This window comes from Microbispora sp. H13382, from assembly GCF_014161445.1.
Classification (GTDB): domain Bacteria; phylum Actinomycetota; class Actinomycetes; order Streptosporangiales; family Streptosporangiaceae; genus Microbispora.
Genome location: NZ_JABBXA010000027.1, coordinates 35,943 through 48,004 on the forward strand (window position 1 = coordinate 35,943; position 12,062 = coordinate 48,004).

Genomic DNA, 12,062 nt, shown 5'->3' on the forward strand with positions numbered 1-12,062 from the left:
CTCTGGTACATGAAGGCCGAAACGCTCGATCTCGACCAGCAACCCGGGGGGCCCGTGAGCGTCCCGCCCCTGTCGGCGGGCGCCGACGACACGATCAGCGGTCTCTACGCCGAGCACGCCCTCGGCCTCACCCGGCTGGCCCTGATCATGGTGGGCGACCGGGAGAGCGCCGAAGACGTGGTGCAGGAGGCGTTCCTCGGTCTGCACCGGCGCTTCGACGGCCTGCGTGACCGGGACAAGGCGCTCGTCTACGTGCGCGCCGCGGTGCTCAACAACGCCCGCACCGTGCTGCGCAGGCGGCGGCTGCCGTCCTGGTTCGCCGGCACGTACGACCCGCCCGTCTGGTCTGCCGAGTCGGCCGCGATCCTCGGTGCCGAGCGGCGGGAGGTCATGGAGGCCCTCCACCGCCTGCCCCGGCGCCAGCGGGAGGCCCTGGTCCTGCGTTACTACGCCGAGCTGTCCGAAGAGGAGACGGCGCGGGTCATGAAGATCAGCCGGGGCACGGTCAAGTCCACCACCTCCCGGGCGCTCGACGCGCTCGGCCGCCTCCTGGGAGAGACCCGATGAACGACGTCATCCGCCGGTTGCAGGACGCCGCCCACGCGGTGGGAGAGACGGTCGACGCCGTCCCGCCGTTCGGCCCGGAGGCCACCCCGGCCCGCCGCCGTACGCGCGTGGGCACTGGACGGGGCAGGACGTGGCTGATGCCGGTCGCGGCGGCGGCCGCCGTGACGCTCGCGGTCGCGGGTGGGGCGGCCGTCGCGCGCCACGGCGGCGGGACCGACGACACGGCCGCCGGCATCGCCGTCGGCCCGGCCGCCGACCCCGCCTTCCTCGCCCACATCGGGGACCCCGGCGACATCACGATCAGGAGCGTCACCGACGGGCACAGCACCGACGTCGTGCCGCGGCCCGCGACAGACGAGGGATTCTTCGCGGTCCAGGCGACGCGCGACAACCGAGTCTTCTATGCGGCCACCATCTCGGACGGCTGCCGCTCGCGGCTGTACCAGTTCACCCTGGACGGGGAGGGGAGGGTCGCCTCACACGGCGAGCTTCCGTACGCGCCACCGGAAGGCACCGAGATCACCGCGCTCGCGGTGAGCGGCGACGGTGCGACGCTCGCGTACGGGCTGTCTTCCTGCGAGTCGGAGCAGTCGCGCGTGTCCCTCGTCGTCACCGACACCGCGACCGGCGGCAGCCGTACGTGGACGTCCACGCGTACGGAGGCCGTCCGGGATCTGTCCCTGACCGACGACGGGCGCCGCGTGCTCCTCACCAGGGCCATGGGAACGGTTTTCGGGATCTCGAAAGCACCCCGGCCTCCCATGCAGGAGCCCCCGGACTCGGGCGCGAAGCCTGCACCGGTCGACACGGCCATGTCCGCGCCGGGTGCGGAGGCGAGTGTGACTTTCGAGTCGGCATCCGCCGATCCCGCGGCGACGCTCGCCGGGACTGAGGCGGGTGCGGCCGCGGGCCGCGAGGCGGGAGGGCCGGCCGGGACCGAAACCGGAGCGCCCCCCGCGCCGGACTCGGGAGCGCCCGGCGAGGCCGGTGCGTCGGCGGTGCCCTCCGCGTCGGACAGCCCCGGGGCCGACGTCGCCGTAGCGGCGTCCGATTTCCCCGGGTCCCCGCCGGACGGATGGGGATGCAGGGTGCGGTCGATGGGCGCGGAGCCCAGTGGCTCTCCGGATGCCACTCCGAATGCGAAGGTCGCCTGGGCCTGCTCGGGTCCGCGGGATCCGATGCTGCTCGACACCGGCGTCGCCGGCACTCTCGACGACGCCCGTGTGATCAGGCTGACGTCTACGACAGGGACGCCCCCGGCCCTGATTTTCGGGGTCACGATCACACCCGACGGGTCGCGAGTGATCGCGGCGCAGACGACCCTCAAGCTGAGCACGGCCGAGGAGGCCGCGAGAAAGGACGACTTCGACGGCATCGTGGCGTACGACCTCGAAGGGCGTCAGATCGAGGTTCTCCATGCCCACGGCGGCAGAGGGGTGGTTCCGATCGGGATGCTCGACGTGGACGGCACCGGCCGGAACTTCCTGGTCTCCAGACCCGGCGAGCTGGGCGAGATCACCCCGTCCGGCTACCGGGAGCTGCACTCCTACGGCGTTCCCCCGCAGGGCGCGCCCGTCGGCAAAGTGGCCTGGTAGGCGCATCACTCCGGCGGGGCCAGGTGTTCCGGCCCCGCTGGGGTCGTCCACAGGTGATGATTGCCGGTGCCGTACGACACGTATGGTGGGTTCGGACGCGTTAGCCGTACAGGATCGAGGAGGGCCGGCGCTTGGGCATGATGATGGCGGTGAGCTTCACCCGCTACGGACGGCTCTACTACCTCGATCCCGGCGGCCACTCTCCCAAGGTGGGCGACAAGGTCCTCGTGCCGACCGACTCGGGCCCGGAGGTCGCCGAGTGCGTGTGGGCGCCGCAGTACGTGAGCGAGGACGTCGAGGGCCTGCCCGTCTGCCAGGGCATCGCGGCCGAGGAGCACCTGACCAGGGACGAGGCCAACCGCCGCCGCAGGGCGGAGGCCAGGAGCGTGTCCAAGCGCCTGATCAAGCGCCACGAGCTGCCGATGAAGGTCGTCGGAGTCGACTACCTGGACGCCGACAACGTCTACACCGTGTACTTCTCCGCGCCTCACCGGGTCGACTTCCGCGCGCTCGTGCGTGACCTGGCCCGCAACCTGCGGGCCCGGGTCGAGCTGCGGCAGATCGGCCCGCGCGACGAGGCCAGGCTCCAGGGCGGCATCGGCCCCTGCGGCCGCGACCTGTGCTGCGCGACGTTCCTCAAGGACTTCGAGCCGGTCTCCGTGCGGATGGCCAAGGACCAGGACCTCCCGGTCAACCCGCTCAGGATCGCGGGCGCCTGCGGCCGGCTCATGTGCTGCCTGAAGTACGAGCACCCGCTCTATCAGGAGTTCCGGGCGTCGGCGCCGCGCGCGGGCCTCACGGTGGACACCCCACAGGGCCCGGGCACGGTGGTGGGCCACAACGTGCCGTCCGACTCCGTCATCGTCCGCCTCAACGAGGGCGGCCGCCGCTGCGCGTGTTCCAAGGCCAGCGTCTGCGCGCCCCGCAAGGCCCACGACTCCATGTACGGCGAAGCGCAGCCGGCGGCCGAGGGCGCCTCCGAGAGCTGACGAGCACCGTCGTTTCGTGGCCGGGGCGGCCCGGCCGACGGCGGCGAACCCACGGTGTCCGACGGCGGCGTCCCCATGGTGTCTGACGGCGGCGTCCCTATGGTGTCTGACGGCGGCGAACCCACAGCCCCGCGCGCGCCCGGCGCTCGCCCGGGGTCCGTGGGTTCGCCACTTCGTCCTTCAGCGGTCTCCCGCTGTCGTGCTCACGGACTCGTGCAGGTGAGGGACGGCGTCGACGGCGTGCCTCCGGCGGTGAAACCGAAGGTCGTCGAGGCGGAGGCCCCCAGCGAGCCGTTGTAGGAGACGTTCTTCACAGACACGGCCGAGCCGCTGGTGCTCAGCGTGCCGTTCCAGACCTGGCTGATGGTCTGGCCGTTGCTCAGGTTCCACTTGACGGTCCAGCCGTTGATCGGCGAACCGCCGGCCGTCACCGTGACCTCGCCCTGGAAGCCGCCGCCCCACGAGTTGGTGGTGCGGTAGGTCGCGCTGCAGGCGCCGCCGGCCGGCGACGGGCTGGGCGACGGTGAAGCCGGGGGAGTCGGCGACGGCGACGGCGAAGTCGGCGGTGTGGGCGAGGGCGAAGCCGGGGGAGTCGGAGAGGGCGAGGACGTCGGCCCGCTGCCGCTGAACTGCCACCAGTTCACGTTCATCAGGTAGCCGCTCCCGCCGGTGAACCTGAGATACAGGTCGTGGGTGCCGGTCGCGCCGGTGACCGGGCAGGAGACGGTCGTCCAGGTCTGCCAGCCGCCGGTGCCCGGGACGTCGCACGTCCCCATGAGCGTGCCGCTGACGCCGTCCCGCCGTAGCTCGATCTTTCCGCCACTGGCTCCCGAGGCGACCCGCGCGCTGAAGGAGCTGGCGCCGGTGCCGAAGGCGACGCCCTTGACCTTGATGTAGTCGCCGTTGTCGATGAACCCGACGTTCATGCCACCCTCGTTGGACGGCTCGGTCTCGACGCCGGACTCCCAGGCGATGGTCTCGGCCTCCTGCCGGACGTACGGGTCCAGCGTGCCGATCTGGGGCGCCCCGGTCGTGGTCATGTTGATCGTCGGGATCGTGCCGTCGGCGTTGTAGCTGAACTTCTCCACGGCCACTGAGCGGGTGAAACCGCCGCCGCCCGGCAGCGCGCCGTTGTGGTAGAAGAAGTACGATCCGCCGTTGAAGTCGACGATCCCCGGGTGGTTGGTGAAGCTGCCGCCCTGCGTGGGCATGACCGTGCCCCGGTAGGTCCACGGCCCGGTGGCGCTGGGGGCCGTCGAGTAGGCGATGAACTCCGAGCAGCACTTCGCCGCGAACACGTTGTAGTACAGGCTGCCCCGCTTGTAGACCCAGGGTCCCTCCTCGTACAGAGTCGGGCGGCTGGCGTCACCGGTGCGGGTGCCGAACCCGGCGGTCGTGAGGTTGACCTTCGTCGGGCTGCCGGAGTAGGAGATCATGTCGCTGTTCAGCTTGACGTACCACAGGTTCGGGTTGCCCCAGTAGAGGTAGGCCTGACCGTTGTCGTCGATGAAGACGGTGGGGTCGATCTCGCCGTTCTCCACCAGCGGGCGCCCGAGGGCATCCTTGAAGGGGCCGGTGGGGCTGTCGGAGACGGCCACACCGATGGCCATCCTGCCGCTCGCCCGGCTGGTCGTGGGGACGTACCAGTAGAACTTGCCGTTCCTGTAGATGGTCTGGCCCGCCCACGCGTCGGATTTCGCCCAGCTGAAGCTGGCGACGCTCAGCGGCGAGCCGTGGTCGGTCCAGTTCACCATGTCGGCCGACGACCAGACCCGCCATTCGTTCATCGTGAACCACGTCGAGCCGTCCTCGTCGTGGCCGGTGTAGAGGTAGACCCGGCCGTTGTGGACGAGCGGCGCCGGGTCGGCGGTGTAGATGGTCTGGATTATCGGGTTGTCCGCCCTGGCCGCGGTGGCCGGGAGCAACGCCAGCATGCACAGCAGGCCCACAATCCAGGTCGCGGTGCGCCTGGACAGTGAAAACGCGTATCTCACATGCGCCTCCGGATGTGATGGTCGCTCACCGTGCACGCCGGGCCGTCGACACCCTCATGTGAGCGTTAACGTCTCATCGAAATGTGAGCGTTAACAATTCATGGTGGGCGACCGTGGTCATGCGGCGGAGCCAACCTCAGGCGCGGGGGACGGTCAAGGTCGCGAACCTGTGCGGGCCTGTGCGGGGCGTGCGAGCGCCGATCCGCGCAGTGGCGCTGAGCTGGCTCCGGATCCCCGGCGGGCGAGTCGCCGATCCCCGCTGGAATGTGAAACTTTCACCCTCTGACGGAGTTAACGTACGGGGACGTCGTCGATCCTGCCGAAGGGGCCGGCGTCGAAGGTCACGCTCGTGACGCCCGGCGGCGGTGCCGGCACGTAGAAGAAGCCGCGGTTGCCCGTGCCCGGCTTGACGTTGAACGTCGCCCAGCCCGGGTCCACGTAGTCGTCGGGGCCCCGCGGATCGTCCGGTCCCATCCGCACGGCGCGGTAGACGGTGCGCGACGCCGGATCGACGACGGAGAAGGCGGTGTACCAGCCGCCGATGTAGGCGACGTCCCCTCCGTATCCCGTCCCGGCGCCGAGGTCGCCCGGGCCGAGGTTGACGATGTCGAACACCGCGACGAGATAGGCGCCGTCGCGGTAGAAGGGCTTCACGTCGATGCGGAGCCGCTGACCGGACGGTCGCCCGGTGGAGGTCCGGCTGGTGACGGTCTCGCCGTCCTCGGCGTGGAACGGAGCCGGCCGTCCCCCGGCGGCGCCGGTCTCGCCGGCTCCCGCGGACGCGGGGCCGCCGGTCCGCTGCCTGATCCGGTAGGAGATCTCGACGCGCCGGTTCCTGGCGCGCGCCTCCTCGTCGTTCACCCCGCCCTCCCGGGCGACGGGCTCGGTCTCGCCCCTGCCCGTCGTGCGGTATCGGTACGCCCCGCCGAGGCGGGCCGCCAGCTCCCCGCGTACGGCCTGCGCACGCCGCAGGGACAGCGCCATGTTAAGGAGTTGAGGACGGATCTGTACTCACCTGTACGGTTGACCGCGTCGAGCGAGGAGGACGACCTTCATGGGTGATCGGGTCAGGGTCGGGTTCGTCGGGCTAGGGATCACCTCCCGCAGCCACTTCGCGGTGCTCGAGCAGCGGCCCGAGGTCGCCCTGGAGTTCACCGTCGACCCCAAGGTCACCGAGCCGCCCGCGTTCCGCGAGACCACGCCGGCGCACTACCCCGACCTCGACGAGGCGCTGGACGCCCACCAGCCGGACCTGCTCGTGATCGCCACCCCGACGCGGACCCATCTGGACCTGACGGTGCGGGCGCTGACGCTGTCGTCGGCGACGGTGCTGGTGGAGAAGCCGCTCGTGCACGACCTCGCCGCGCTCGCCCGGCTCCGCGAACTGGACGGGAAGACCGACGTACGCGGCCGGGTGTTCACCGCGCACCACTTCGCGTTCGCGCCAGAGGTCCGCTGGGCGGCCGAGCAGATCGCCGGGCATCCCGAGTGGGGCCCGATCACCCGGGTCACCTCGGCCTTCTACGACCCGTACGTCCTGCGGGGCGAGCAGGCCTTCGCGTCCTACGTGTCGAGCTGGACGGACTCGGGGGTGAACCAGCTCAGCATGCTCGCCCGCTTCGCCGAACCGGCCGCGCTGACCTCACTCCGCGAGATGGACGGCGGCGCGAGCGCCTGGGCCACGTGCGAGTTCCGCTCCCGGGGCAGGACCGGCCTGGCCTCGCTGCGATCGAGCTGGCTCACGGGCGAGAGCAGCAAGGGGACGACGCTCACCCTCGGCGAGACCGACGTCGAGGTGGTCATCGACCACACGGCGAACACCGGCTTCGCCGCACAGGCGGGCACCCTGCTCGCGGCGTACGGCCACGACGGCCGCACGCCCAGGAAGACGGCGCGGCACCGGCCGCTGTACGAGAGCCTGCTGTCCGGCGCCCCCGATCCCGTGCTCGGCTTCGACACGACCGCGAAGATCACCGAGCTGCACCATTCGAGGCCCTGAGGGGGCTCAGCCCGTCTTCGGGCAGACCGTGCCGTTCTTGGGCGAGCGCAGCGCGAGCAGGTAGTCGTCGACCGCGCTGTCCACGCAGGCGGAGCCGCTGCGGTAGGCCGTGTGCCCGTCGCCGTCGTACCCCAGGAGCACGCCAGAGGTCAGCTCCTTGGCGAGCCCCTGCGCCCACTCGTACGGCGTGGCGGGGTCGCGCAGGGTGCCGACGACGAGGATCGGCGGCGCGCCCTCGGCCTTGAGCGGCTTGTCGGCGCCGACCGACTTCGCGGGCCAGTAGGCGCAGGGCAGCGAGCCCCACATCACGAACGGCCCGAAGTGCGGCGCCGCCTTGGCGGCCTCACCCGCGGCCCGCCGGTACGCGTCGAGCGCCTTCGGGTAAGGGTGGTCCACGCAGTTGACGGCCATGTTCGCCTCGGTCTGGTTCGAGTACGAGCCGTTGGGCTGCCGGTCGACCAGCAGGTCGGCCATCTGGAGCAGGTCGGTCCCGTCGCCCTCGTTGATCGCCTTGCCCAGGGCCTCCCGCAGCCGGGGCCAGGCCGCCCGCTCGTACAGCGGGGTGGCGATGCCGATCACCGTCCACGCCTCGTTGACCTTCCGGCCGTCGCCGAGGACGTTCTTCAACGGCTGCCGGTCGGCCTTCACCAGCAGGTCGCTGATCTCCTGCAACGCGCCGTCCACCGTACGGCTCTTGAACGGGCAGGAACGGCTGAGGAGGCAGTCTTCGACGAAGGCCCGCAGCGCCACCTCGAAGCCCTTGGCCTGCACCTCGTTGGACTTCAGCGACGGCACTGCCGGATCGACCGCGCCGTCGAGCACGAGCGCCCGCACGCGCTTGGGGAACAGGTCGGCGTACATCGCGCCGAGGAAGGTGCCGTACGACTTGCCCAGATAGGTGAGACCCGGGTCGCCGAGGACGCCGCGCAGGACGTCCATGTCCCTGGCCGCGTCGGCCGTGCCGACGTGGGGGAGAAGCCGGGCCGCCTTGGCGCCGCAGCTGTCGGCGAACTCCTTGGACGCCTTGTCGAGCGCCGTGACCTCCGCCGGCGTGTCCGGGCTCGAGTCCATCCCGATGTACGCGTCGAGCTGGGAGGCGGTCATGCATGTGACGGGGGTCGACTCGCCCACGCCGCGGGGGTCGAACCCCACGACGTCGTACTGGGCCCGCACCCTGTCGCTGACCACGGACCGGGCCGCTCGCGCGTACGAGATGCCCGAGCCTCCGGGCCCGCCGGGGTTGATCAGCAGGGAGCCGGCGCGCTTGCCGGTGGCCGGCAGGCGGATCACGCCGAGGTCGATGCGCTCGCCGGTGGGCTTCTCGTAGTCGAGGGGCACCTGGATCTTGGCGCACTGGAAGCCGTCACCGCAGTCGCGCCAGGCGGGCCGCTGGGCGTAGAACGGCCGCAGCTCCGCCGTGGGGGCCTCGACCGGCGGCTGCGCCTGCGCGCCCGTGCTCGGCTGATCGGAGGTGGCCGGTGTGTGGGTGGAGCACGCCGTGAACGGCAGCAGCGCGGCCAGCGCCGCGACCGCCATTCGCCGGCTCGGACCGCCGCCGTACCGCGTACGAGACGGTGTGACCTTCGCTTTCTGCCCGGCCGATCGCATACCCGTCGTTTCCCCTGCCGTCGCCTGCGTGACGAGGACCAGCATGCCGCCTGCGGAGGACGGGCGGTGACGTACCGGCCACGGTGGCGAAGGATGAGGTCAAATGTCTGGCGGCCCGTCGGCGTCGTCAGGCGGGACAGGGCGCTTCTCCCGTGACAGATGCGTCTGGTACGCCCCGTTTCCGCTGGTCGTACGGTAAAGGGAGGGCCGTCGGACGGCTGGGGAAGTTTTACCGGTCTCCATGGAACCTGCCCGGCTCCGGAGCCGCCCCGAGGGGCACGCCGCTCCGGACGGTGACGGGTGCACGAGAACCGCGATGACCCTGTAGACTGTGCGAAGCCGCTCGCGGCGTGCCGCCTTAGCTCAGTCGGCCAGAGCACTTCACTCGTAATGAAGGGGTCAAGGGTTCGATTCCCTTAGGCGGCTCCAGGTCAGAAGCCCTCTGTGATGATCACAGGGGGCTTCTTGCTAACAGCAGGGGTTGAGGGCGCTTGGCCTGTGTCATCGACGGTTCCCCGCCGCGGAGGTGACCATGGCTGATGAGCCGTATCTCATGGCCCAGTGTCCAAGTTGTGGAAGACCTGCGTCAGCTAAAAAAGAGCGCTCAGTCTGTTACCAGGATGACGACGGCGAGCCGCACCAGGTGACGCTGTTCTACTGTCGGCCATGTGACGCGCCCTTCCTTACGGTGCAGGTCCCGTACGGTCCCGACTGGGGCGACCCTGTGAAAGCGCTGAAGGCACCGGTGTGGGGACCGGTCGCGACGACGCACCGCGACGCGAGCCGAACGCCTTCGAACGCGAGATCCGCACCCGCCTGGCGCAGGCGAAGCTGAGCAGCCCACGGATCGCCGCCGGGCTCTTCGGCGCCCAGACGTTGCTCGCCGATCACACCGAGACGGACAGATCGGAGATCGCCCGGGTGCTGACCGGGCGGCCGGAGCCTCTCCTCGCCAGCGAGGAGGCCATCGGGCAGTATCCCGGCCTGGCCGCGTGGCTGCGCTCTCGCGTCGCCGTGACGGGTCGCGTTCCCGGGACCGCCTTGAGGCGCTAACGGCGTCGGGATCCCCGGATGAACTGGTCAACAGCGATCTCCACGATGCCGTCGAGCAGTTCCGGCGCCATCAGGCCGCCGTTGACCAGCGTGGCGATGCCCTGCAACGTCGCGAACAGCACGATCCCCACGCGCTGCGGGTCGCCGGGCTCCAGCACGCCCTGCGCCTGCCCCTGTGCGATCAGGCCGGGCATCAGCCCGAGCGGCTCGGCGGCGGCCGCGACGAGCCGGTCGGCGCCCTCGCGGTGCTTGCGGGTGAACATCAGCTCCAGCAGCGCGCTGTCCTCGGTCGCGAACCGCAGGTAGGCCACCGCCGTTGCGTGCAGGCGCGGCCCGAACTCCTCCCCCGCCGCGGCGAGCGCCGCGCGCAGCTCCTGGTCGAGCCGGGCGAACCCGGACTCGGCGAGCGCGTCCAGCAGCGCCTGACGGTCCGGGAAGTGCCGACGGGGCGCGGCGTGGCTGACGCCCGCCTCACGGGCCAGATCGCGCAGCGAGAGCCGGTCCGCTCCGTCCCGGCGCAGGCTGCGCTCGGCGGCGGCGAGCAGCGTCGCGCGAAGGTTTCCGTGGTGGTACGCGGGCATGCACGTCATCGTAGCTTGAGATGTTGTCGTTGACATCTTTGTTGTCAGTGCCTACTTTGTTTTCCATGACAACATTCACTGCCGACCGGATCCCCGCCATGACCGGTCGCACCGTCGTCGTCACCGGCGCGAACAGCGGCATCGGCAGGGCCGCCGCCCAGGCGCTCGCCGCCAGGGGCGCCCGCGTCGTGCTCGCCGTCCGCGACCCCGCCAAGGGCCACGCCGCCGCCGGGACCATGACGGGCGACGTCGCCGTGCGGCGGCTCGACCTCGCCGACCTCGCCTCGGTCCGCGCGTTCGCCGACGGCTTCACCGAGCCGATCGACGTGCTGATCAACAACGCGGGCCTGATGATCCCGCCGCTCGGGCGCACCGCCGACGGTTTCGAGCTGCAGTTCGGCACCAACCACCTCGGGCACTTCGCGCTCACGAACCTGCTGCTGCCGCGTATCCGGGGGCGGGTGGTCACCGTCTCCTCCGGCGCGCACCGGACGGGCCGGATCGACTTCGACGACCTCAACTGGAAGGGCAAGCCCTACCGGGCGCTCCCCGCGTACGCGCAGTCGAAACTGGCGAACCTGCTGTTCACCGCGGAGCTGCACCGCCGCCTCACCGAGGCCGGATCGCCGGTGCTAGCGACCGCCGCGCACCCCGGCGTGGCGGCCACGAACCTACTCGGGCACCTCGACGACGGGCGGTCCCCGCTGCGCCGACTCCGTACGGCCGTCATCAACGGCCTGGCGCAGAGCGTTGACGACGGGGCGCTGCCCACGCTCTACGCGGCGGTGGCGGACGTTCCGGGCGGCGGCTACGCCGGACCGGGCGGGTTCCTTGGGCGCGGGGCGCCGAAGCTCGTCGGCCGGTCGAGGGCCGCCCGGAACGGCGCACTCGCCCGGCGCTTGTGGACGGTCTCCGAGGAGCTGACCGGCGTCACGTTCCCGCTGCACCCGACCGGGCCGGCAGCGCGGCCCTGAGCCGGAAGCTTGACCGGGGAGCTCAGGCGGGGCGCGCGACGAGGATCCGGATCGCCGAACCGCCGAGCGGCGGTGTGACCTCGGTCAGGTCGAACCCGGCCGCGGCGAGCAGGTCCCGGAACTCGGTCCTGCCGCCGGTATAGACGAGCATCGCGATGTCGCTCATGACGGCACCGGCCGCCTCCGGCGTGCCGAGGCCGGACGGCATCACCGGCTCCAGCACGAGCAGGCGTCCGTCCGCCGCGATCGACCGGCGGCAGGCACGCAGCAGGACGACACAGCGCCGGTCGTTCCAGTCGTGCAGGACGCCCTTGACCAGCATGACGTCGCCCCCGGGCACGGCCTCGAAGAAGTCGCCGGTCTCGATGACGCACCGGTCGGACAGGCCCGCCCGCCGGAACTCCTCGTCGGCGCCGGCGACCCCCTCGGCGGTGTCGAACAGGATCCCCTTGAGGCCCGGCGCGGCCGCCAGCCCGCCGCGAGCAGCGTGCCGTTGCCGCCGCCGACCTCGACCACGGTCTGCGCGCCGGTGAAGTTCGTACGCCTTGGGGAGCGCGGGCGCGATCCGTTCGGTGCCCTCGCGCATCGCCCTGTTGAACACCGCCGACAGTTCCGGGTGGCGGAACGCTGTGGGGTCAGCGCCCCCCCACGCCTGCCACGCAACCGGTGCAGCGCGCCGGGGTCCGACCCGGTGCGCTCCGC

General features: G+C 71.3%; 11 protein-coding genes and 1 tRNA gene. 7 read left to right on the forward strand and 5 right to left on the reverse strand.

The features are described from left to right. Positions 1-9 precede the first annotated feature (9 nt). The 3 genes from HHX41_RS35805 to HHX41_RS35815 all read left to right on the forward strand — a co-directional run bounded on the left by HHX41_RS35805 (position 10) and on the right by HHX41_RS35815 (position 3,151). The gene (locus tag HHX41_RS35805; RefSeq protein WP_169983773.1) at positions 10-567 is read left to right on the forward strand and encodes a SigE family RNA polymerase sigma factor; all 558 of its coding nucleotides are present in this window, start codon (positions 10-12) and stop codon (positions 565-567) included. Then, positions 564-2,162 (forward strand): hypothetical protein, encoded by a 1,599-nt coding sequence (locus HHX41_RS35810; protein ID WP_182909503.1) that lies wholly within the window; start codon positions 564-566, stop codon positions 2,160-2,162. The genes HHX41_RS35805 and HHX41_RS35810 overlap by 4 nt, the downstream gene beginning before the upstream one ends. 137 nt (positions 2,163-2,299) lie before the next feature. Next, positions 2,300-3,151: a regulatory iron-sulfur-containing complex subunit RicT gene (locus tag HHX41_RS35815; protein ID WP_169983833.1), complete on the forward strand. Its 852-nt coding sequence runs from the start codon at positions 2,300-2,302 to the stop codon at positions 3,149-3,151. A gap of 203 nt (positions 3,152-3,354) precedes the next feature. Here the strand turns inward: HHX41_RS35815 and HHX41_RS35820 are convergent, their stop codons facing one another. Beyond that, entirely contained in the window at positions 3,355-5,145 is a 1,791-nt protein-coding gene (locus HHX41_RS35820) for a family 43 glycosylhydrolase (RefSeq protein WP_310742331.1), read from the reverse strand. A gap of 291 nt (positions 5,146-5,436) precedes the next feature. Then, positions 5,437-6,129 carry an OmpA family protein gene (locus tag HHX41_RS35825; RefSeq protein ID WP_182909504.1) on the reverse strand — a complete coding sequence of 231 codons (693 nt, stop codon included), beginning with the start codon at positions 6,127-6,129 and terminating at the stop codon, positions 5,437-5,439. A gap of 70 nt (positions 6,130-6,199) precedes the next feature. On the opposite strand from HHX41_RS35825, the gene HHX41_RS35830 reads away from it, so the two are divergent. Beyond that, the gene (locus HHX41_RS35830; protein WP_169983776.1) at positions 6,200-7,144 is read left to right on the forward strand and encodes a Gfo/Idh/MocA family protein; all 945 of its coding nucleotides are present in this window, start codon (positions 6,200-6,202) and stop codon (positions 7,142-7,144) included. 6 nt (positions 7,145-7,150) lie between these two features. Here the strand turns inward: HHX41_RS35830 and HHX41_RS35835 are convergent, their stop codons facing one another. Continuing rightward, positions 7,151-8,680 (reverse strand): alpha/beta hydrolase, encoded by a 1,530-nt coding sequence (locus HHX41_RS35835; protein ID WP_182909505.1) that lies wholly within the window; start codon positions 8,678-8,680, stop codon positions 7,151-7,153. 424 nt (positions 8,681-9,104) lie between these two features. Between HHX41_RS35835 and HHX41_RS35840 the strand changes: the two genes are divergently transcribed. Together HHX41_RS35840 and HHX41_RS35845 are read left to right on the forward strand one after the other, a co-directional pair. Then, a tRNA-Thr gene (locus tag HHX41_RS35840) sits at positions 9,105-9,181 on the forward strand. A 318-nt stretch (positions 9,182-9,499) separates the two neighbouring features. Beyond that, a complete protein-coding gene (locus HHX41_RS35845; RefSeq protein ID WP_182909506.1) occupies positions 9,500-9,805 on the forward strand; it encodes a hypothetical protein in 306 nt (101 codons plus the stop codon). Here HHX41_RS35845 and HHX41_RS35850 read toward each other — a convergent pair. After that, positions 9,802-10,386 carry a TetR/AcrR family transcriptional regulator gene (locus HHX41_RS35850; RefSeq protein WP_182909507.1) on the reverse strand — a complete coding sequence of 195 codons (585 nt, stop codon included), beginning with the start codon at positions 10,384-10,386 and terminating at the stop codon, positions 9,802-9,804. The genes HHX41_RS35845 and HHX41_RS35850 overlap by 4 nt on opposite strands. 65 nt (positions 10,387-10,451) lie before the next feature. On the opposite strand from HHX41_RS35850, the gene HHX41_RS35855 reads away from it, so the two are divergent. Then, positions 10,452-11,360 carry an oxidoreductase gene (locus HHX41_RS35855; RefSeq protein WP_182909508.1) on the forward strand — a complete coding sequence of 303 codons (909 nt, stop codon included), beginning with the start codon at positions 10,452-10,454 and terminating at the stop codon, positions 11,358-11,360. A 22-nt stretch (positions 11,361-11,382) separates the two neighbouring features. Here the strand turns inward: HHX41_RS35855 and HHX41_RS35860 are convergent, their stop codons facing one another. Beyond that, complete coding sequence (locus HHX41_RS35860; RefSeq protein ID WP_182909509.1) at positions 11,383-11,961, reverse strand: methyltransferase; 579 nt, start codon at positions 11,959-11,961, stop codon at positions 11,383-11,385. Between the last annotated feature and the right edge of the window lie 101 nt (positions 11,962-12,062).

Excerpts from the sequence above, each read along its gene's own strand:
- HHX41_RS35805 (WP_169983773.1), top strand. The coding sequence starts at position 10 with ATGAAGGCCGAAACGCTCGATCTCGACCAGCAACCCGGGGGGCCCGTG.
- HHX41_RS35810 (WP_182909503.1), top strand. The coding sequence starts at position 564 with ATGAACGACGTCATCCGCCGGTTGCAGGACGCCGCCCACGCGGTGGGA.
- HHX41_RS35815 (WP_169983833.1), top strand. The coding sequence starts at position 2,300 with ATGATGATGGCGGTGAGCTTCACCCGCTACGGACGGCTCTACTACCTC.
- HHX41_RS35825 (WP_182909504.1), bottom strand. The coding sequence starts at position 6,129 with ATGGCGCTGTCCCTGCGGCGTGCGCAGGCCGTACGCGGGGAGCTGGCG.
- HHX41_RS35830 (WP_169983776.1), top strand. The coding sequence starts at position 6,200 with ATGGGTGATCGGGTCAGGGTCGGGTTCGTCGGGCTAGGGATCACCTCC.
- HHX41_RS35835 (WP_182909505.1), bottom strand. The coding sequence starts at position 8,680 with ATGGCGGTCGCGGCGCTGGCCGCGCTGCTGCCGTTCACGGCGTGCTCC.
- HHX41_RS35850 (WP_182909507.1), bottom strand. The coding sequence starts at position 10,386 with ATGCCCGCGTACCACCACGGAAACCTTCGCGCGACGCTGCTCGCCGCC.
- HHX41_RS35855 (WP_182909508.1), top strand. The coding sequence starts at position 10,452 with ATGACAACATTCACTGCCGACCGGATCCCCGCCATGACCGGTCGCACC.